The sequence below is a fragment of the Aquimarina addita genome (assembly GCF_039539305.1).
In the GTDB taxonomy this organism is placed as follows: Bacteria; Bacteroidota; Bacteroidia; order Flavobacteriales; family Flavobacteriaceae; genus Aquimarina; species Aquimarina addita.
In genome coordinates this window covers 1-22,194 of sequence record NZ_BAABCW010000030.1, presented here as the reverse complement: position 1 = coordinate 22,194, position 22,194 = coordinate 1, and the positions used below count along the sequence as shown (strand labels likewise).

Sequence of the window (22,194 nt, the reverse complement as noted above, 5' to 3'; positions counted from 1 at the left end):
CTTGGTTACGAAAACGTTTTTGTATAGTTTTGATGTCAGAAAGTAAAGGTAAAAGCATAAAGACATTTCCTGTTAACAATCAATTAGTAAACTCCTTATTTAATTGATATATAAGAACAGCAATGTTCTCTAAAACAACTAAATGTTACAATTATGCAACAACTATGTAAACAATTAAAATATATATTATGCTTTATACCCATTTTTGCGGTAGCACAAAATGATATTAAAGGGAAGGTATTGGATAGTGACACATCAGATCCATTACCAATAGTAAATATTTTGAATCAAAATACGGGTAATGGAGCATTAACCGATTTTGATGGAAACTTCATTTTAGAAGGAGTATCCATGAATGATGTACTTCTCTTTTCTTATATAGGGTATACTCCTAAAGAAGTTACGTATAAAGGGGAAACGGACCTTACAATCTCACTAAAGGCGAGTGTTTCCAATTTGCAAGAGGTGGTATTGATAGGGTATGGATCGGCATCTAAGAAAGATGTAACTGCTGCGGTTGCCAAAGTATCTGCAAAAGACTTTAATCAAGGGGCTATCATATCTCCAGAACAGCTAATTGCTGCAAAAACTCCTGGTGTCAGGGTAACTACCGCAGGTGGAGCTCCCGGCACAGGTTCCAGAATTCGGATTCGGGGAGGAGCATCGCTTTCTGCAAGTAGTGATCCGTTAATCGTAGTAGATGGAATTCCCTTAGATCAGGGTAATGAGCTTCAGGGAACCAGAAATCCTTTGAATGCGATTAATCCTAATGAAATCAACGATTTTGTAATTCTTAAGGACGCTGCCGCTACCGCTATATATGGATCCAGAGGGTCTAATGGTGTTATTCTCATCAACACAAAGAAAGGAAGGAAAAATACGCCGTGGGAGTTATCACTGGATGTAAAAGGTTCTTATGGATTCAATAATGAAGGTATTGATGTACTCAGTGCAGATGAATATCGTCAGTTTGTAGCTGATTTTGATAGTGATCCGGCAAATGCAGGAAATCTAAAATCTCAGTTTTTGAGAAATGCAAACACCGATTGGCAAGACGAAATCTTCCAAAATGGATATGGAATTATCTATGATGCAACTGTATCAAAAGGTTTTAAGAATACCATCTTACGATTAAATTCTAATACCAATATCCAACAAGGAGCATTAAGAACAGATGAATATCGAAGAAGTTCCTGGAATTTAGCGCTTACTCAATTTTTATTAGATAATGATCTTAAAATTACGGTCACTTCTAAAAATAGTTTTGGGTTCAATCGATTTGCGAATAACAAAGCTATTAACGCAGCATTAAGTTTTAATCCTACCAACCCTATATATGATCCTAATAATCCGGCTAACTTTTTTGAAGAGAGAGATGCAGGAGGTAATCTATTGGTCAATGCACCTGGTAACCCTTTAGGAATCTTACTTCAGGATAGAAATACTTCAGACAATACAAGAAGTATCACAAATGTAGCATTAGATTATAAAATCAAGTATGTACCAGGATTACGTTTTAACTTAAATACTGGATTTGATTATGGAGAAGCAAAAAACGGACGTCAATTTCAACCTGCTAATACCGGGATAAATAAACTACCATTTGATAATATTAAAACGTATAGCGGTATCAATCGTAATCAGTTATTAGACTTTTACTTTAATTATAAAAAGGATATCAATAGATTAAATACCACGGTTGATATTACTGCAGGATATTCATATCAATCTTTTTTTGAATCTAAATATAACAGCGAAACTAATAATGGAGAGCTCGTGGCATTGAGTCCAGAAATTAATACAAATAAATTGATCGGCTACTTAGGGCGAGCTAGTTTTGATATTGCAAATAAATATTTAATTTCTGGTTCTATCCGTAGAGATTTATCTTCTAGATTTTCTGAGGATAATAGAGTTGGATATTTTCCCGGAGCTTCTGTAGGATGGAAATTACATAATGAAAATTTCCTTAAAGATTCTAATGTATTGTCGCAATTAAAATTAAGAGCAGGATGGGGAATTACAGGTCAACAGGAAATTTCTGAAAATTATGCATTCTTATCATTAATTACACCATCAGATACAGGCGCATTTGTACAATTTGGGGATCAGTTTATCCAAACGAACCGTATTGAGGCTGTCAATGAGGATCTGAAATGGGAAGAGACCACTTCGTTTAATATAGGAATGGATTTTGGGTTTTTGAGAAATCGTATTTCTGGTAGTATAGAATATTATACAAGAGATACAGATGATTTACTTGCTACAGTACCAGTTCCTGCAGGAACCAATACCAGTGATTTTTTGACTGTAAATGCAGCAAGCACTACCAGTGAAGGGATAGAGTTCTTATTAAATGCAACGATCATAGATAAAAAAGATTTCAGCTGGAACGCAGGGTTTAATATCACCTATAGTACACGTGAGATTGAGCAGTTAAATTTATCTAATGATCCTGATTTTTTCGTGCCTCAAGGTGGAATAAGTGGAGGTGTAGGAAATACGGTTCAGATATGGAAACCAGGATATGATCCTACTACCTTTTTTACTTTCAGACAGATCTATGATGATGAAGGCAATCCTATTGAGGGTGCTTATGTGGATGTGAATGGAGATAATCAAATTTCTGAGGCAGATCGTATCGCTTCAAAAAAGGCGACTCCGGATTTTTTAGCAGGTTTTACTTCTACCTTTACCTATAAGGCTTTTGACCTTAATATGACGTGGAGAGGAAGTTTTGGTGGCTATAACTATAACAATGCACAATCAATATTAGGAAATATAGCAAGTTCACTTAATAATAGTGGAGATTTTATTCAAAACACTACTAGTGATTTTAGTAATACTAATTTTCAGAATGCACAATTCTTTTCAGATTATTACCTGGAAAAATCTGATTTTGTAAAATTAGATAATATTACGTTAGGCTATAATATAGACAATCAAAAAATGAAATGGCGTTTCTCTGTAACAGCGAATAATCTATGGACTATCACAAATTATAGTGGTATAGATCCAGAAGTATTTGTAACAGATGTGATCAGTCAAAGAGAAGGGATCGATGATAGTTTTTATCCCAGACAGACTTCTTTGATTTTTGGGGTTAATTTAAAATTTTAAAAATAATGATTATGTATAAGTACATCAAATATCTTAGTATACTATGTAGTATAGTAATAGGATTGGTTTCTTGTGAAGATGATTTAAACCTTCTTCCAGAAGATAATCGTGCAACTACAGAACAAACTTTTACTAATCTAGAAGCATATAGAGGCGGACTTGGTAAACTCTATGGTGGATTATCACTGAGTGGTCAGAGAGGTCCTTCTGGTTTAGCAGATTTAGATGGTTTGGACGAAGGTTTTTCTAACTATTTGCGATTATATTGGCAGATGCAGGAGTTAACAACGGATGAGGCTGTGATCGGATGGGATGATGGAACGATCAGGGATTTACATGCACAAACCTGGACAGCTGGTAATGAATTTATAAGAACCATGTATGACCGTATTTTCTTTCAGATAGCGAGCGTTAACGCATTCTTAAGAGAATCCGAATCCAGTGTAGTGAGTTCCAGAGGTATTAGCGGTGCAGACGCAGATGAAATTGAGGATTATAGAACAGAGGCCCGATTCTTAAGAGCCTTAAGTTATTGGCATGCACTCGACCTGTTTGGATCGCCTACTTTTGTTACAGAGGATGATGTAGCTGGCGCTTTTTTACCACCACAGATTTCCAGTACCGATTTGTTTGAATATATTGAAACAGAGTTACTAGATATTGAAGGTGTTATTGCTAGTGCAAGAGGAAATCAATATGGTAGAGCCGATCAGGGTGCGGTATGGATGTTATTAGCAAAATTATACTTAAATGCTGAGGTATATGGAGCAGGAGATCGGTATGATGACGTAATCACATTTTGTAATAAAATTATAAATTCAGGATATACGATTCCTACAGATGTTCCCTACAATTATCTTTTTCTAGCGGATAATGATTCTAATGGAGGGGAATCAGAATTTATCTTTACCATTCCTTTTGATGGTTTAAACACACAATCTTTTGGAGGTATGACTTTTATTGTACACGCAGCTGTATTAGGTAGTATGAATCCCAGAGCAGATTTTGGAATTAATGGAGGATGGTTTGGTCTACGCACTACCAGTGCATTAATTGATACTTTTGGAAATTCTATTAATCAAGAAGAAGTTTTTCAGCGTGATGATAATGGTACAATCATTTTAGAAGATGGTGAACCAGTATCTCTAGGTTTTCAAGAGTTATGGAATGATCAAAGACTACTTGCATATACACCAGGACAAACTAAAGAGATTGCAGATATCGCTGCTTTTACAGATGGCTATGCTATCAGTAAATATCGTAACATTAGAAGTGATGGTACTACGGGATCGGATCCTGATAACCATCCTGATACTGATTTTCCTATGTTTCGTTTATCTGATGTTTATTTAATGTATGCTGAAGCGACGCTAAAAGGAACTACAGGAGATGCGAATGTAGCAGTAGGATATATCAATCAATTGCGAGAACGTGCTCATGAGGGCTCTTCTTCATTTAATATCACTACAGCAGAACTAACAGAAGATTTTATACTGGATGAGCGTGCCCGCGAATTATATTGGGAAGCACACAGAAGAACAGATTTAATCCGTTTCAATCAGTTTACAGAGAATGGTATATGGCCTTTTAAAGGGAATGTGCCACAAGGTGCCACTACTGCTGGTTTTAGAGACCTCATGCCTATTCCGGCAAAGGAGTTAGCCATTAATCCTAATTTGATACAAAATTCTGATCAGTATTAGGTGTACTTCATGTAATTGATTAAAAATTTCACACAATATCCTTTTTAAAGGAAATATTTAGAGCTCCCTCACTATTGGGAAAGGGCAGAGGGATGCCTTTATTTAAAAACGAGATCTACTAATTCACACTCTTCAGCTACGTTTAGGGTGTGAAAAATAGCCTAAACACAAATAAAACGTAGCCAAAGGGTAGAACACACTAAACAAAAACAGATGAAAAAATTACACACATTACTAATAGTACTGATCAGCCTATGTTGGATAGGTTGTGAAGAAAGCGACGACATTCAATTTGTTGAAAATGGAATGACTAATCCAGTGATCGTATCTCCATCAGAAGCGATCACTTTAAGCAAAGATGCATTAAGCAATAAAGTATTTACATTAGTCTGGAACGATGCAGAACTGGATACTCCTACAGTGCTTACTTATACGGTAGAAATGGCCGCAGCAGGCACAGAATTTGCTACTCCTGTTTTATTAGGAACGACTGCAGAACACTTTATCTCCGTTACTACAAAGGAGTTTAATGATGCTGCAATAGAAGCAGGTCTGACTCCTGGTGAAGAAGGAGCTGTAGAACTTAGAGTAATGTCTTCTATAGGCAGTGCTACAGGTGTTCCGTTGTTTTCTGAATCGGTTACTTTTTACACCACTCCTTTTACAACAGGTGTTCCTCAATTATTTATGGTTGGAGCATTTCAGGCATATTATGGAAAATCCGCCTGGACTCCTACAGAGGCTATAGAAATGAACTATGTGGGTGATGGTACTACACAATTATTTGAAGCATATTGCAAGCTAGGTGCAGAAGATGGTTTTAAATTCATCACAGAAGCTGCTGATTGGAGTGTGGTTGATGGAAATTATGGAACGATTGGAGGAGTTCAGGACGGAACGATCGAAAATGCCGGTACTAGTAGTGATATCAAAGGAGGTGTTGAAGGATTTTATTATGTGCAAGTTGATATTGATAACCTAACGTATCAGTTGATACAAATGGATTGGGGAATCATAGGAAATGCTACCCCTTCAGGATGGGATGGCGAAACTGCTATGACTTATAATTTTGAAGATAATCAATTTATGATCACACAAGATTTAGTAGAGGGCGAAATGAAATTGAGAAGTAAAAATACGAGTAATGCGATTTTTGGAAGTGATGAAGACTGGAAATACAATGTAGGAGATTCTGGGGCAGATGCCGTAGCAACAGATTCTGGTGATGGAAACTTTGCAATAACCACAGGGAATAAAACAATCGTATTAGATATACAATTTAATGGAGTAGCAACTACCGAAATCACAAATAATTAAACATGATGAAATTTTTTAAGACACACATAAACAGGTGGTTAGTTGTAGGGTGTATGGGACTAAGTTTCATTGGATGTTCAGACGATGAAATGGAAGAGAATCCCACACCAGCACAACCTGAAGCCACAGATTTTACCGCTACTTTGGCTAAATATACTGCTAATGATGGCGTGATGATGCAGGCCTTTTACTGGGATGTCACACCTCAGGGAGATTGGTATGATATTATAAGCGCTCATATAGAAGATTGGAAAACAACAGGGGTCAATAGAATTTGGTTACCACCACCATCTAAGGGACAATCTGGTTTTAGCTCTATGGGGTACGATCCATCAGATTATTTTGATTTAGGAGAATTTGACCAACATGGAACGGTAGAAACTCGATTTGGTTCTAAAGCAGAGCTAAAAAGCCTGATTGATGTAGCACACCAGAATGATATCGAAGTGATAGCTGATATTGTTCTGGGACATAACTCAGGAGGAGGACTGCAAGCAAACCCTTTTAGAGATGGTGCTGAGGTATATTCATTATTTAATGAAGCTAATGGAAATGCATCGGGTAAATTTAATAGAACAAATGAGCATTTTCATCCTAATGATATTCATCAGAATGATGAGCAGGCCTTGTTTTTTGCAGAAACAGATCTTTGCCATGATCAACCGTATGTACAGGACTGGTTATGGAAGAGAGATGATTCTTTTGCTGAATATCTAAAAAGCTTTGGTTTTGATGGATGGCGTTTTGATTATGTAAAGAGTTTTTCTCCGGAGGTGATAAAAGAATGGAATGAAAAAGTAGGAGGTTTTTCTGTGGGTGAAAATTTTGATGGCAACTCAGAAGTATTAGAAAACTGGGTAGAAGCATCGGGCTCTACTGCTTTTGATTTTGCTTGTTTCTATAAACTCGATGAAGCATTGGATCGTCATCAGGATTTAACATATTTAGATCAAGGGATGTTACGAAAAACATATCCTGATCAAGCTGTTACCTTTACTGCTAATCACGATACAGAAAAAGATGAGAATCCTGACAATCGCATTAGTCTGGCGAATAAGCTAAAAGCTTATGCGTATATTTTAACCCACGATGGATATCCCTGTATTTTCTATAGTGATTATGAAAATATAGCCTTGCAAGCGCAACTAAAAGGGTTAATTGCAATCTATAATTCACTAGCTACCGGTGCTGTAGAAGTACTTAAAATCAGCGAAGAAGAATATATTATGAAAAGAGAAGGAAATGCAGATAATCCTGGATTGATTTTATATATTAATATTGATGATCAATCTCATTCTTTTGATGCCAGTACCAATTGGAATAATAAAGAACTCGTTGACTATGCAGGAAATGTAAAGACAACAATCACTGTTGATGCTAATGGAGCTGCAACACTTACTGTACCAGCAAATAGCTTTACTATTTGGTCAGTGATGGAATAGAGAATTGTGAGGGTCGAGATTTTTTTAAATCAGACCAAATCTGACAATTTTTGCTATCATACTTTATAAACACTAACTCAACCTTACTAACGACCAGACAGATTCATTGAATTTGTCTGGTCTTGGTATTTAATCAATAAAATTCTTCGAGGCGCTGCCTTGAGTGCAGTACATAGAATCAAGATAAAGCATTCTTGTAGCGAAGCGGTCTTATTTTTAAAACCACGTATCCTTAAGGTCGAGATAAGTTTATTTATCAATGATAAAGATTATTGATTTGGATACTATCTGTAAACCAATTTTTTATCTGAATACAGGTATGAGCAATAAGTATACTATTTAGGTTTCTGCGATTCCTGCAATGTCAATTATTTTATTGTTTTCAAGTCTTATTTCAATACCATGTTCCTGATCAATTTTGTAATGTATTAGAATTTTGATATTTCCGTGTTTTAATATTCTAAGATACTTGATGTCCTTTAGGTATGTAAAGTGTTCTTCTTTTGTATGAATTCCTAATGGTTTTTCTCCTGATTTATCTTCATTTTCATAATAGTGCGCGTATAGTTCTATATATCGCTGATAACTTTTTTCTTTAATGTCTTCTATGATTTGATCCAGATGCATTATAAAGTCGGAGTATGTTTTTTGATAGGTATCTAATTCTTCGTTTGATGGCGCTTTTTCAATCTCTTCTCCATCATCATCATACTCTTCTCCTAAAAATATAGTTACTTTTTTTGTGTCAAAATGAGGTGTGATAAATTTTATTTTCGAAGAAAATCCAGCCCAATCTTCTTCAATTAGCCCCCAATAGGTATGTTTTTTCATAAATGGATCTTTATTATGAGTTCTTTAATTACTGAAACAACGGTCGTTTTTAAAATTAGGGTTAGGATATTCTTTTCATGATTTTCTTAATTAATTACAAAACACTTATACTACCAGCATAACTAAACTTATAGAATATTTTACTCTTTTAATTCTTCTACCAATATTCTGCTAACAGCCGTATCATAAATGATTCTTAAATCTAAAATTTTATTTTGATCATTAAATTCTATAATATCAACAACATCAAAGGTTACTTTCTTACCAGATCGTACCGTCCATTGATATTCAAAATAAAGAGCCAGTGTATTCGTTTCTGAATTCTCAAAAATCTCTTTGACTTGCAATTCAGAATTTAATGTGTCATTATTCAGTTCCTTATAAAATGTCGTTGAGAATTGTTCTCCATAGATAGGAGAATGTACCTTTCCGTTTTTTGCAAAAAGACCAATGATACGTTCAGTATCTCCGGTAGAAAGCAGTTCAATATATTTTTCTGCTATTTCTTTTCTAGTCATGCGTACGTTTTATATAGTTTTTATAAGTTGATCGCTTATAGTAAGGAGCGCAATATATTGCAAATTAACATATATCACTTATTATCATATTTCTTCCCATTTTCCATCCTGAAGATCTAGCTTTGCAAATTCTCCAGAATCTGTTAGCTCAGATGATGTCATTAAAATTTCTGCTAAACCATCATCAGAAAAGCCAGATGAAAATGAAAGTTGTTTTTCTGTTAATAAGGTTTGTATTCCAAATTCGCCACCGTTAAAATTGAATGTAATTAGTCCGTTAACATCACTCTCAATTTGATAACCATAAGCTAATAACCTAGTTTTTAATGTTTCGTGTTGTTCTTTAGTAAACGACATAACCTGGTCTTCATGTTCTAAAAAATCGAAATTAGAAGCATATTGATCTTTCACTTCTTTTCTAAATATATAAACGGTATATCCCATTCCATCTTTTTGTGTTATAAGAAATCTTCCTGTTGTTTCAGAGCTATCAATACATATGATTAATAGTGATTTTTACAATATTTTGTATAGATTAAATAAAAATCTATCCGTTTAAAAATATACTTATGAATGATCGGTGCTATTGGATTGCAATAGAAGATCTATTCGATTTTTAAACGTAAGTTTATCATCTACGTATAGTACTAAACTTTTATATTTTCGTTTTAACCCATATAGGCCTATTAACGTATTTTCTTTTTTTAAGTGGATGATTAGATTGTGACTTTCTAATGTGCCTAAAAATGATAACTTTCTCGTTTCGGTAGTCAATTCGATATCATTAGATGAAATCTCTATGTGATCAATATCTTTTAATGCAATCACGGTTTCGGTCATGATTCCGTATTTGAGATATAATTTTTGATGCTCGATAGAGATGGGTCTTTTCAGCATTGATTTTAGGAACCCAAAAATCTGAATCCCAGAGTATATACTCAAAGCTGTTAAAACCCAAGCAGCCGTAGTATTCCATTTTGCTAATAGGATATGTAATACAAATGTCTCTATAGCGATGATACCTATAAGAGCAATAAGTAAGGTGATAGTTCCACTATGCTTATGATATGTAAATTCATTATGTGCAATATCTCTTTTTTTCCAATAGATAAATCCATAATAGAAAATTGCAATTTCTGTCACTACCGGAATGACTGCACCTTTGGGAAGTATCTCGTAACAGGTGTTTTTTAAGGTGGTAAAAAAATCAAAAGACTGATTTACATTTGATTTGTAATTCTTTATAGCTTTTCTAATGGTATAGATGACATAGGTTACTACTGATAATTCAATAACAGGAAGTACCCAGAATTTAAAAAGATTTAAATAATAGTGATGTTTTGATGGAAGTATCAAGGAACAGATAACGATACATGCAATCAAAAAAGGAACTATGGTTGTTCTTGGAATGCTCGTTTTCCTGATTAATAAGAAATATACTAAGGGTGCGGTTATCAGTAAATCACCAGTGATTCCGATCGCTAAATTCGTTGGGTTTTCTGCAAAAACATAAGATTTAGAGATCAATAACATTATTACTATAATACTTATTGGTAGTCCAAATATGAGGATACTTTTCTGAAGATTTATAGTCTTATCCATAGGTTTTGATTTATTGTGTACTGTCATTATCCCGAGTCTGTCATGTTATAAATATAATCCATTTATTAGAAGCCTCAAAGGATCAAGGTAGGATAAGCTTAATGTTGTTATTTTGTTCTAAAAACAGGTAACATTAGAAATGAAATGAGTATCAATACCGCACCTTTTATCCAATCATATCCAAAACCTGGTACGAGCGCAAACAGTATAATTAAGAAATAAAAAATCGGACAATATAAAATTACTTGTTGTATGGCACTAATGCCTGTATATTTTTTATGATCAAGATCCAATATGATATTGGTATTGGATGGTGTTAGAATCATATGTATCTTCTGATATGGATCTATAATCTTATGATGCTTTACTAATAACCTGGTTATTTTTGATTCAGGTGCGTAGAGGAACATATGTCTAGGCCACTCCAGAAATGCTATATATGAGATAAGAACTGCTGCTACAAATGATCCAAAGGCATGATTGGCGATAACTACAGAAATACTGTGTAAAACAATACCCAGCCATATTGCTAATCTGAAATATGCTTTTTTAGTCAATAGCAAGGCCATACCCAATTCTATACCGATAACCATCCAAGAGATAAATTGTGCCAATATCAAATTGGGGAGCCGTTTTGAAAGTTCTGTGTACATTAAGAAATTTAATTTGTATCCCAGCCAATGATGTATGTATTGTCCGGTTTGCCAATCGATATCAAATAACTTATTAATTCCTGACCCGAAGTATAGGACAATTACCTGAAGTCGTAATAGCTGGATACCGTATTTTTTTTGATATAGAATTAATAAAAGTAGTAGACTGAATATGTAAAACCTACTATCAGAATAGCAAGGTCTACAAGATACCATTGTTATAAATAAGCCAAAAGCAATAAAAGCGCACCCAAGTCTTGGAGCAATGGAAAAGAAAGTAAGTAATACCCCGATGATAATCATACCAGCAAGAGTCCATACAACAAGTTGAGGATGATGGATAGTATTGAAAAAATCAAAAAAGGTTAATTGAAGCGTAGTTCTAAAGAGATACGGTTGAAATAAAGGTAAGATTACGATTAATCTAAAAATCAAATCTATATTGACAGGGTATTGATTTTTTTTTATGGTAAACATAGAAATACTCCTCAATTAGTTATAAATTAATTTTAGTACCTGATCTAGACCAAAATTTCCAGTCTTTGCCATTGACGCGATATTTTAAAGATATCTGATCCCCCTTAGCTGCTGGATACAACCTTTCATACTCTGTAATAAATTGGATTAGATGATCAGGTGGTAGGTCAAACCATCCGTGAGTACCTAATCCATAACGTTCTGTTAGTTCTTTATCGTTTAGTGTTTTTTGTTCAGAATTGACATCAAGAATATATTCAATTTGGATATCGTGAGGTGCCCAGACAAAATATCTGTTCGATGAGAACCGTGCAGAAACAATAAGTACTACTTGTGCTAATAGATATATACTGCATAAGAGCACTTTCCAATTGGATATCATTCTGTGTTTTTTTGATTATTAAGATACATTGATAAGCAAATAATTTATAAAAAGGAAACATCTTGAACTAAATATAAAAATAATATTAACTTTGGATAGTAAGCATTACTCTTTATTTGTTTAAAATTGAGTAAAAGCGAATAGTATTTAGACTTCTATGGCCAATCAACTAGTAAAATCAGGCATACATCATCATAATTCCATTCAGTTGGATTATTATGCAGGAAAAGTAAAGAAAACCATGCTCCCTGTGGATTCTTATTATGTCAATAACCATATCAGACAATTCATAAAGCATTCAGGTATTACCAGAGAAGATGATATTCTGGAAGTAGGTTGTGGTATGGGTAAATTTACCTTTCCGTTGTTACAACGAGGATATAAGTTAACGGGGCTTGACTTATCCCCTGTTTTATTACAAAAGCTATTAGAGCATAATGCCAATCGTTTTCAGATTAATCTGGTTGCATCTGATATACTGGATGCACCTAATGAGCTAAACGGTCGTTTTGACTATGTGATTGGTTTCTTTACGTTGCATCACTTTATGAATTTAGAAACCTATATTAAATCGATGTCTCGTCTTCTTAAACCGGGAGGATCTATTATTTTTCTGGAGCCTAATGCTTATAATCCATTGTATTATTTTCAGATCGCTTTTTCACCTACGATGTCTTGGGCAGGAGATAAAGGCGTAGCAATGATGCATTATAAAAAATTTAAAGACGCTTCTGCTTATGCAGGGTTAGCAAATCTTACTATCGATAAATATGGTTTTTTTCCACCTTTTGTGGTGAATCGTAAAATAGGGAGATATGTCGAATCATCTTTAGAGAAAATGAGGGTTTTTAAAGGAGTTTCTGCATTTCAGATCGTGAAAATGACAAAACCGGCATCTAGTGAGTCCTGATCAATTAGCAAATAATGTGACCTCTGGAGACAATGGTTTGTGGAAAACACCTGCAACGGCACAAATTTCATATACCAGAAATGGTCACGATCTGATACGTAAGAGTGAGGAAAACTCATTTTGGTTTTCTCATCGATTACAATGTTTGTCAAAAGTGATTAGTAATTACCCAATTGATAAAACACTGGATATTGGGGGAGGGAATGGCAGATTTTCATTGTATTTGCAATCTCTGGGTATTGAGACAGTATTGGTAGAACCGGGAGATCAAGGAGCGGCATTTGCCATAAATAATGGGGTCAAGAATGTAATACATGGTTCTTTAAAAGATGCTGATTTTAGAGATCATAGCTTTCCCTCTGTTGTTTTGCTGGATGTGTTAGAGCATATTGAAAGAGATGAGGAGTTTTTGCAAGAAATCAATAGGATATTGCAACCAGAAGGAAAATTAATAATCACGGTTCCTGCGTTCCAATTTTTATTTTCGGATTTCGATAAAGAAGTAGGGCATTACAGAAGATATACTTTAGCAGATTTAACACAGAAGCTAAATAATTCTGGATTTAAGGTTGATTATAAAACCTATTTTTTTTCGTGCTTACCTATTCCCTTATTAGTGGGTAGGCTGTTTATTAATAAATTCAGAAAAAAAGAAAAAAGGAAGTCCACAGGACATCTTAATAAAACAGGAATTTTAGGAAAAATCCTGGGTGTAATACTATGGCCGGAGCAGATTTTGATTAAAAATAAGATTAGAATCCCTTTTGGATCCAGTTGTTTAATGATTGTAAGTAAATCAGAAACTCATGAGCGCTAATTTTGAATTGATTGCTTTTTATTCTAATCCTAAGACGCTTGATGAACTTCTGAAAGCTGGCATTGATGGAATCATTATAGATTGGGAAAATAAGGGGAAGTTAAACCGACAAAGTTTATATAATACACAGGTCAACGAACATACTATTTCGGATCTGGAGTTTGCCAGTAAAAAAAATGTGCCCAACTTAATCTGTAGAATCAACGGGCCATCTTATTGGAGTACAGAAGAGATTGATAAAGCAATCGATCTGGGAGCCAACGAACTTTTAATACCTATGATTAAAAAAGTAGAAGAAGTAGCGTTTGTACTTAACTATGTAAGGGATAGGGTAAAGGTTGGTGTTATGTTAGAAACCAGTGAATCTTTAGCGATTGCAGATCAACTTAATGCCTTACCAATCCATCGGTTCTTTGTAGGATTAAATGATCTCTCTATTCAACGAAAGTCAAGAAACCTTTTTCAGCCTTTTATAGATGGTACTATTGAGACTTTACGACCTAAAATCACAAAGCCATTTGGTATTGCAGGGCTTACACATCCTATGGGAGGCGTACCCATTCCTTGTACTCATTTGATTGGTCAGATGAAACGGTTTGATGCTTCATTTGGGTTTTTAAGACGTGCTTTTTATAAAGATTTAGCTACCTATACAGCAGCTGATATTATTAAAGCTCTCAGAGAATCTTTTGATCATAATACGATGGTAAGTACTACTAAAATAACAGAAGAAGAAAAGATTTTTTTTAGTCAGGAATTAATTTAGTGTATGTGCAATACAAAGAACAATAAATTGCCATCACTGCTGCTTTTATTCGTTTAGAAAAGGTATATCCTGATGGCCCGATACTTTTTCCTCTATCCGCAGAAATGTATTGAATTTGACTGGCAAAATGTGCAACAATTATAGACATATATGGGTACTGACAATTAGATGCGGTAGTGGTTACCTTTTTTAATAATGAATTATCAAACATGTAGTAACTTCCAGCTTTATAATGTAAACCGGAGAGTAGCTGGATGATCTTTTTGATCAATACAGAAGTTGTCATTCTCCCTTTTGACTGATACATTCCTTTTCGTTTTACAAAAGCTGCTGAGCCATTATTTTGTGCCATTGCTTGATATAATAAAGGTATGAGCTGTGGATGATCCTGTAAATCTCCATCTAATACTACTATTTTTTGCCCTATCGCCTTTTTGAGACCTTGCAATGTGGCTTTCTGTTGTCCTACATTTTCTTCAAGATCAAGATATGTAACACAGGCGTATTGCGAAGCCAGGTCTGTAAGTGTATCTAATGATGAGTCTGGCGAACAATCATTTACATATATGATTTCATAATTATATGGGTTTAGAACGGTCATAAGAGCATTGTGTAACTCTTTTAATACCTTATTATTACGATAGATAGGTATGACTACACTAATATCTAATTCTTTATTCATGGTGTGAATGCTTGATACCATTGTATAGTTTTCATAAGACCTTGCTCAATAGAGGTAGTCGGTTCCCAGTTTAATTGTTGTTTGGCAAGTGAACAATCAGCGATAAAATCTCCCTGATCATATAAATTCTTAGGGTATGCGTTTAATTGCTTAGGAACTTCCCTTCCTAATTGTTTTTCAAGGAGTGTTATAATTTCAGAGGCACTATATTGAGCGCTACTCCCAAAATTCATTTCGATGCCATCAGATACATTAGTAGCGGCTAGTTTTAGAATCCCCTCTATCAGATCATTGATAAAAATATAATCTCTTTTAAATTTTTGATGACCAAGTGGAATCGGAATGCCAGTTGTGGTAGCTTCCAGAGCTTTTATAATTAATTTAGAATGGATTTCCCATGGACCGTAGGCTCTAAAGATTCTGGCAATCTTTACCTGGATATTATTTGATTTTCCCAGATCAAGACAAATATTACGTTGGCTTAATTTCAGACGACCTCGTAATGTTGTAGGATGTAGAGAGGTAGATTCATTAAAAATAAAATGATTAGGCTCCCAATGATATACAGCACCACTACAAGCGTGTATAAAAGATTCTAATGGGATGTTTTGATCTTTTACAGCAGTAAATAAATTGATGAGATGTTGCGTAGAATGATGTATTTGTCTCTGAAGATCCTGTTCACTTTTTAGGAAGCTGTGAGGTGGAATTGCAAAATGAAAAATATAATTTGGTTGTATGGATCGCATGACTTCTTGTACGTGTTTAGAATCAAGTAAATCTATTTTGATAACATGTATAGTACTATCAGTGGATGGAAGTCTCCATAGGTCTGATTGATTTCTGACAAATGCATATACCTGCGCGCCTTGTTGATTCAGTTCTTTGACAAGATGTGATCCAATAAAACCAGAAGCTCCTGTGACTACTACCTTCTTTTTAAGAAAAAAATCATTAAAATTGTTCATTTACAGTTAACTTTGACTAAAGCAGTTAGTAGCATTTTTTATGACTTTTAGTGGAATTAAAAAAATACCCCTGATCATATATGATAAAACAAATATAGGTTTTGTTTTCTGGTTTTTGATAGGTATTTTGATCACAATTATCTTCTATCAACCGTTTGAGCAGCCTGTTATATCCGATCGGGCGTATTTGTTATATATGTCTCAGGTAGTTTTTAGAGGAGACCCATTATATAACAGTACTACCTTTGGATATACTCCTTTAGCCAGTATATTAGTTGGAGGATTTATGAAGCTGGGAACGCTCTTTTCACTAAATACCATAGAATCTGCCAGGATATCAGGAATATTACTTTACGGGGGAATATGCGGATCAGTTTTTATCATGAGTAAAACATTATTTAATGATAGACGAACTACTTATATCGCATGTATTTTGTTTTGTGGTTTAGGATATATCCAGATATTATCAGGAATCCATGCTGAAGCAAAATTATGGGTGCTTCTGTTTTCTGTGTTAGGAATTTATTTTTTTAATAAAGAAAAATGGTTGTGGACAGGACTTATATTTTCGTTGGCAGCTATGAGTTGGCATGTAGCGGTTGTCAGTCTTTTTGCTTGTGCTATGGTATTACCTTTCCGTACCAAAAAGTTTTTACCAGCTTTTACCAGTTTAATGACCGGAGTTTTCATAGGCGTATTACCTGTACTTTTGTATTTGTTATTCACTGATGGTTGGATTGATTTTTGGAATCAGGCGATTATTAGGAAATTGAAAATCGAAGGAGCTTCAGTAGGTGAATCACCCTTCTTATGGATTAAATCCGGTATTTACCCACATTTTATTTTAGAATCACTACATTTTATATTTGGTTTTTTAGGGGGGATAATTGCAGTATATGTCCTTTTAAGAAATAGGAAGGCTCAAATCAATGATCCTTTTAGTAAACGAACCGTTTTGTTTTTACTTTGCTATAGTGTATTATGGGCAATATTTAATTCACTGGATTTTCAAACTAATATTGATTTACTTCCCTTAATTCCTCCTGTCATTATATTCGGAACTTATTTTATCAAATATGTATTAGACAAAATACATCAAAAAGGGATTATAATTGTAGTAAGTATCATATTCATAACGTACAATTTTTTTGATGCTATTACTTATGAGTTACCCTTTGTTTATAAAGAGCAACTTGCTGTCATCAGAGAATTAAAAGAAAAGTATGATAGATTATTTGTAATTGATTTTGAAGAATATTATGTTTTGCAGGAAACACCTATGCCAACAAAATTTATGAGATATACCTGGTATGAGGATCATTTGATTGATCGTACAGAAAATGGATGTGTAGGTATCGGTGATTTTTTGATTGAAGAGCAGTTTAGTGCAGTAATCGAGTTTAATCCTGAGAAAAGAGTAAGAAGTAAGGCGGCTACACAATTAGTAGAGAAGATTCAAAAACCATTTGAAATACCATATATAAGAAGTAATTGTGCTTCTTATCTGATTGAAAACTTTACTTCTTCTATCCCTAAGGACACGATTAAGATAAAAAATCAAACGGTGTTGCTTGGATCAGCCTTTTACCTTTATAGAGAATATTCTCTATATGAATTTCAATCAAGTATATTACACGAGTAAAAGAAGATTTCATATTTAGAACACGTATTAATACGGGTTTAAATTTCCCCGTTATGTATGTATCTTAGAGGTGACTAATCAATCACTTATATACTATGGGAATCTTTATACATAATTTACAGAAATCAATACGTCAGGAAGGGGCAGCAACACCAGATTTTATAGACAAGGATGGAAATGTAACCCAGCTTATTCCTTATAGTCATGTAGATACACCGACTATGTCATATCAGAAATGGCTTATAGCGTCTAATGGCCAATTAGCAAATCTAAAAAATAGTACGATGAAGCTAGCGATCATAGGAGCTGGCGTAGGAGGTTTGACAATGGGGTTTGAGTTATTGCGTGCCGGATTTACTAATTTTACTATTTATGAAGCATCTCATAGAATAGGTGGGAGGTTTGACTCTCATATGTTCCCCGGTGATCTTACAAATTTTGCAGAGTTAGGAGCCATGCGTTTTCCTCCCACAGAAGGCTGTTTATATTATTACATTCAGTTTTTACAAGAACAGTATAAAGCAGGAAGACAACCACATGAGATTACTATGAAGAGTGGTTTCCCTGATCCGGGAACGGTACCTACGATGGTATCATTTAAGGATCAGTTATATACGGTAGATCCTACACATCCCATGCTACCACCGGATGTAGAAAAAATAAGTAAAAGCTGGGCAGATTTTGTGTCCAGAAAAACGCCTGTAGTATTAGGTGATGGAGAGGTACTTCCTGCCCCGGCAAATATTATGAATTGGTTAGATGATAGTGGTTCTGATTATAATCCGGTAAAGGCTGCAAATGCCTGGCAGGTATATGTCAATAAATTTAAGGATAAAAGTTTTGTAGAAGCAATGATCGATATTTTCTGTCAGCCCAATGCTCCGGGAGGTGATCCCTGGAACTATCCTAAGGATGTAGATATTTTTGGCGCTGTAGGAACAGGAATCGGAGGTAACGCTCCGTTGTTTGAGATTAGTTTTGTGGATATGATGCGTTTTACCCTTAATAAGTTAGAAGAAGATCATGCACAGATTGTTACGGGGGTGGATTCTGTAACTAATGGATTAGCAGATTGTCAACTAATGATTGGTGGTAAAACACATACTGTAAGAGACTATGTGATGCTGAATACGCCAGTTGGTGAAATGAAACCAAGTGATGATGGTACCACGATATCCTTGTATCGTCAGAATACGAATGTGGTACTGGGTAATCCCTACACTCATATAGTAGCGGCAACTACCCATAGAGCAGCAGAAATTGACTTAGAGGTAGATAGTAGATGGAGTAATCCGGCAGGGATGTCATCTATGACAACAAGTAACATAAGTGAACAGATTATAGAGATGGATAGTCGAGAAGCGATTAGTACGATCCATATTGGGCAATCCAGTAAATTTTTTATCAAAGTAAAGCCTTGGTGGAAAGAAGATGATACCAGAGTGCGTTGCATTACTACTGATACAGCAATGGCAAATTTTTATACATTGGATTATGGAGAAAACTCAGAAGAATCTATTTGTCTCATGAATTACACGTGGGAAGACTTGTCTGAGAAATCAGAAGCATTGGGAGATATCAATGAACGCTATCAGCGTTTTCTACACGATTTAAAACTGATAGCCCCGGATTATATACTGGATGCAATGCCAGCAACTGCCACAGCGGATAATGCAGTGATGATCGATTGGCAAAAAGAAAAGCACTATTACGGAGCTTTTATGCTAACGTATCCATTTCAGGAAAAGATGCTAAGTACCCTGTTTTATAATTTTAAAGAAGAACGACCTGATGAGTTAGCAAAGGTGTTTTTTGTAGGTGATAGTTATCACTGGATCGGTGGTTGGTGCGAAGGTGCTTTTCAGACTTCATTAAACGCCTTTTGTGCGATAGCTGGGTCTACAGATAGTACACTGACAGAGGAAACAGAAAGTCCGATGAAAAAATTAAGTTCGCTATTGATTAATTATGGAAATCCTGGTAACAATGATTCTATAGTATCTTTTGGCCCCTTTGGTGGAGTAGGAGGTGTAACTTTTATTAATGAGGAGGTAAAAGATCAGGAGGTTACAGTGTATTATACCAATACACAGGAGCCTGTTATTAATGGGTTGCGTGTAGGGAAAAAGATGTATGGTACTCTTGGTACAGCGGGAGCGTCTATTGTAAAAGAAGATCTGACTGCTGTCAAAACCCTTAAGGTATACGTATGCCAAAGTGATACCATATCATTTCTGAAAACCGGGAGGGTACGTTGTATTGAAATTAATGGAACAATCTACGGACCGAGTCCAAAAGAGAATGATTTTTCATATGATATAGATATTCAAGGAGATGGAAGAGCAATTACTTCTATTGTGGGTGTATCTGGTCACGACATTGATAGAATTGGTTTTATATTGAGTAGTTAAGATAAGGTACATTTTATATTAGCCCGAATTAAAAGAGTATTACATAAATGCTTCTAATTCGGGTATAAATATTTTTGGCATATAAATTTTACAACTCATTAAATCCATAAGTGTCGATAAGTATATCTAAAAGGCTTTCACTTTTGACACATGTCATGATGAGATCACATATCTCACCTTTATTATTAGTAAAATACATAGTGATAGCATCTGGTTTCCAAAAAATAACCAATCCATTGTGTTTTGTAATTATTTTTGAATGCTGATCTAAACTGGATATAAATTTTTGAGAAATAACGTTTTTATGATACTCATCTATCTCCAGCGAGGCAAAATGAGTAAAACCACTATTAGCCTTTCTATGATAACTTTCATCAGCCATAATACATTGAAAATATAATAAGTGTTCAAGAAAGTCACGTAAGCTAAATTTTTCTTTAAACCATTCCGCTTTTGCATTAAAATTTTGATCCGTAGTCTGGAAAATAGTTTGTGAATCCTCTAAGTCAACTGCCCAATATACCACAGATTGATTTTCTTGTAAAAAAACCAACTTTCCATCGGTAACAAATAGATCATCAATTTTGGCAAAATGTTGAAATCCATCAATAAACAGTAAATTATTTCCTATAGTTGCATAGAATTCTATTAGTACTTGTGGTATCTTTATTTCCAGTTGTTTCTCTTTCTCTTTGATTAGTGAAATTGTAATCCCTTCTTCTGGTTTAAGGTTTCTGCCTAATATTTCTTCAGCTTTGATCAGAAAGTTCATCGATTAATTTTATGATATGTATGAAAGGTACTAAATTTCTTGCTTTTTATTATTTCCAATTGGTTACTTGTCTGATGTTTTATAGTAATGAAAAAAATAAAAATCGTTTTGATACTGCTTTTATTGTTGATCAAAAAGATTGTGATCAAATGATCAAGGTTATTCAAAAGCAGAATCTATATCAGTAGACTTTATAATATAAGATAACCTGTGTAGATAACAGTTTTTAATTCAAAGTAATTAATTGAATTTCTTTGCTGTTAATTCGTTTAAACGTTCCAATAACAAAATTCTGATTTTGTAGTCGTATCTGTAAATCATCACACAAGGTAGTACAATCAATTTTAATTTGTTGTAATAATTCAAAACCGGATGTAGTAGTAATAAAACTTTGTCCGTCTGTCTTGAGGTCTACATTAAAAAGCGTTTCACTATCTACTTCTTGGGTTGCTTTTATTTCTTGTAAGGTGTATTTTGATGAAGCGCCATCAGCAGGAGGATGGTCAATCGGTTCTACAAGTACAGAAAGATCATAAATACGTCCGGATTCATAAGTAAATCCATCAATAGGTGAATAAAATTTTGACCAATTATCTGTTCCAATGTTATCGCCTTCCTGTATGAGTAGCGTTAAAAAAAGACCTTCGCCCACGCCTGTATTTTGATAATGATTGATACGCATATCAATAATGTAAGATGGATCAGTATCTTCTGATGTACAGGCACATAAAATACCAGTAACTAATAGATATAAGAATTGTTTTCTCATAGTAGGTATTCATTTATCTTATACTAAGTAGATGTATATTTCTAATGAAGGTTGCGCTGTATAATTGGTAATTAATCGAGATGTATTAGATCTATTTTGAATCTTTTATTAATTGACAATTTAAAACCTAGACCAGTGTTCGTAAAGGGACATGGTTTACAAAGTTAAAGGGACATAGTTTACACTAAATTAATTTCTAATCTTGTTGATTGTTGTTTATTTCTAAGATGTTTTTCATCAAAGAAACCTAAAAATACATTTCTAAAAAAGACTTTCCAAATACCCTTGCCAATATCTTCAATAGCGACATATTTTCCTTTTAAAGCCGCCGATACATATACCCAATAATAGGACTTCCATCTTATAGCTCCACTCTTAGTTACTTTAAGAATTTTATACTTAGAATCATAGT

At 34.4% G+C, this 22,194-nt stretch carries 20 protein-coding genes; 9 read left to right on the top strand and 11 right to left on the bottom strand.

All coding sequences use genetic code 11. The features are described from left to right. Window positions 1–153: 153 nt before the first annotated feature. From ABD816_RS20995 to ABD816_RS20980, 4 genes are all read left to right on the top strand, one after another. Window positions 154–3,120: a SusC/RagA family TonB-linked outer membrane protein gene (locus ABD816_RS20995; protein WP_344930782.1), complete on the top strand. Its 2,967-nt coding sequence runs from the start codon at window positions 154–156 to the stop codon at window positions 3,118–3,120. Window positions 3,121–3,131: 11 nt separating this feature from the next. Next, window positions 3,132–4,823: a RagB/SusD family nutrient uptake outer membrane protein gene (locus ABD816_RS20990; RefSeq protein WP_344930781.1), complete on the top strand. Its 1,692-nt coding sequence runs from the start codon at window positions 3,132–3,134 to the stop codon at window positions 4,821–4,823. A gap of 213 nt (window positions 4,824–5,036) precedes the next feature. After that, the gene (locus ABD816_RS20985; protein ID WP_344930780.1) at window positions 5,037–6,140 is read left to right on the top strand and encodes a SusE domain-containing protein; all 1,104 of its coding nucleotides are present in this window, start codon (window positions 5,037–5,039) and stop codon (window positions 6,138–6,140) included. Window positions 6,141–6,142: 2 nt separating this feature from the next. Beyond that, window positions 6,143–7,582: an alpha-amylase gene (locus ABD816_RS20980; RefSeq protein WP_344930779.1), complete on the top strand. Its 1,440-nt coding sequence runs from the start codon at window positions 6,143–6,145 to the stop codon at window positions 7,580–7,582. Between the two features lie 339 nt (window positions 7,583–7,921). Here the strand turns inward: ABD816_RS20980 and ABD816_RS20975 are convergent, their stop codons facing one another. From ABD816_RS20975 to ABD816_RS20950, 6 genes are all read right to left on the bottom strand, one after another. Then, entirely contained in the window at window positions 7,922–8,413 is a 492-nt protein-coding gene (locus ABD816_RS20975; RefSeq protein WP_344930777.1) for a DUF6985 domain-containing protein, read from the bottom strand. Window positions 8,414–8,553: 140 nt separating this feature from the next. Then, window positions 8,554–8,931, bottom strand: a complete 378-nt coding sequence (locus ABD816_RS20970) for a nuclear transport factor 2 family protein (RefSeq protein ID WP_344930776.1) — start codon at window positions 8,929–8,931, stop codon at window positions 8,554–8,556. Window positions 8,932–9,015: 84 nt separating this feature from the next. Further along, entirely contained in the window at window positions 9,016–9,375 is a 360-nt protein-coding gene (locus ABD816_RS20965) for a hypothetical protein (RefSeq protein ID WP_344930775.1), read from the bottom strand. 123 nt (window positions 9,376–9,498) lie between these two features. Continuing rightward, on the bottom strand, window positions 9,499–10,533 hold the full coding sequence (locus ABD816_RS20960; RefSeq protein ID WP_344930774.1) for a hypothetical protein: 1,035 nt from the start codon (window positions 10,531–10,533) through the stop codon (window positions 9,499–9,501). 107 nt (window positions 10,534–10,640) lie between these two features. After that, complete coding sequence (locus ABD816_RS20955) at window positions 10,641–11,663, bottom strand: hypothetical protein (RefSeq protein WP_344930773.1); 1,023 nt, start codon at window positions 11,661–11,663, stop codon at window positions 10,641–10,643. A 19-nt stretch (window positions 11,664–11,682) separates the two neighbouring features. Beyond that, on the bottom strand, window positions 11,683–12,045 hold the full coding sequence (locus ABD816_RS20950; RefSeq protein WP_344930771.1) for a hypothetical protein: 363 nt from the start codon (window positions 12,043–12,045) through the stop codon (window positions 11,683–11,685). Between the two features lie 157 nt (window positions 12,046–12,202). Between ABD816_RS20950 and ABD816_RS20945 the strand changes: the two genes are divergently transcribed. From ABD816_RS20945 to ABD816_RS20935, 3 genes are read left to right on the top strand one after another with little or no spacing between them, the layout of a single operon-like run. Then, the gene (locus ABD816_RS20945; protein ID WP_344930770.1) at window positions 12,203–12,955 is read left to right on the top strand and encodes a class I SAM-dependent methyltransferase; all 753 of its coding nucleotides are present in this window, start codon (window positions 12,203–12,205) and stop codon (window positions 12,953–12,955) included. Beyond that, window positions 12,945–13,772, top strand: a complete 828-nt coding sequence (locus tag ABD816_RS20940; RefSeq protein ID WP_344930768.1) for a class I SAM-dependent methyltransferase — start codon at window positions 12,945–12,947, stop codon at window positions 13,770–13,772. Before ABD816_RS20945 ends, ABD816_RS20940 begins: the two co-directional genes overlap by 11 nt. After that, window positions 13,762–14,538: an aldolase/citrate lyase/malate synthase family protein gene (locus ABD816_RS20935; RefSeq protein WP_344930767.1), complete on the top strand. Its 777-nt coding sequence runs from the start codon at window positions 13,762–13,764 to the stop codon at window positions 14,536–14,538. The genes ABD816_RS20940 and ABD816_RS20935 overlap by 11 nt, the downstream gene beginning before the upstream one ends. Here ABD816_RS20935 and ABD816_RS20930 read toward each other — a convergent pair. Continuing rightward, window positions 14,519–15,220 (bottom strand): glycosyltransferase, encoded by a 702-nt coding sequence (locus tag ABD816_RS20930; RefSeq protein ID WP_344930765.1) that lies wholly within the window; start codon window positions 15,218–15,220, stop codon window positions 14,519–14,521. The genes ABD816_RS20935 and ABD816_RS20930 overlap by 20 nt on opposite strands. Further along, window positions 15,217–16,188: an NAD-dependent epimerase/dehydratase family protein gene (locus ABD816_RS20925; RefSeq protein ID WP_344930763.1), complete on the bottom strand. Its 972-nt coding sequence runs from the start codon at window positions 16,186–16,188 to the stop codon at window positions 15,217–15,219. Before ABD816_RS20925 ends, ABD816_RS20930 begins: the two co-directional genes overlap by 4 nt. A 40-nt stretch (window positions 16,189–16,228) precedes the next feature. Here ABD816_RS20925 and ABD816_RS20920 point away from each other — a divergent pair, with 40 nt between their 5' ends. Together ABD816_RS20920 and ABD816_RS20915 are read left to right on the top strand one after the other, a co-directional pair. Then, the gene (locus tag ABD816_RS20920; RefSeq protein WP_344930761.1) at window positions 16,229–17,830 is read left to right on the top strand and encodes a hypothetical protein; all 1,602 of its coding nucleotides are present in this window, start codon (window positions 16,229–16,231) and stop codon (window positions 17,828–17,830) included. Window positions 17,831–17,925: 95 nt separating this feature from the next. Continuing rightward, window positions 17,926–20,241: a flavin monoamine oxidase family protein gene (locus tag ABD816_RS20915; protein ID WP_344930760.1), complete on the top strand. Its 2,316-nt coding sequence runs from the start codon at window positions 17,926–17,928 to the stop codon at window positions 20,239–20,241. Between the two features lie 88 nt (window positions 20,242–20,329). On the opposite strand, the gene ABD816_RS20910 is transcribed toward ABD816_RS20915, so the two are convergent. The 3 genes from ABD816_RS20910 to ABD816_RS20900 form a co-directional block, all read right to left on the bottom strand. Further along, a complete protein-coding gene (locus ABD816_RS20910; protein WP_344930758.1) occupies window positions 20,330–21,013 on the bottom strand; it encodes a hypothetical protein in 684 nt (227 codons plus the stop codon). A 226-nt stretch (window positions 21,014–21,239) separates the two neighbouring features. After that, window positions 21,240–21,782, bottom strand: a complete 543-nt coding sequence (locus ABD816_RS20905) for a DUF4377 domain-containing protein (protein ID WP_344930756.1) — start codon at window positions 21,780–21,782, stop codon at window positions 21,240–21,242. A gap of 179 nt (window positions 21,783–21,961) precedes the next feature. Next, window positions 21,962–22,194 (bottom strand): hypothetical protein (locus ABD816_RS20900; protein WP_344930754.1); only part of this gene is annotated, 233 nt, incomplete at its 5' end.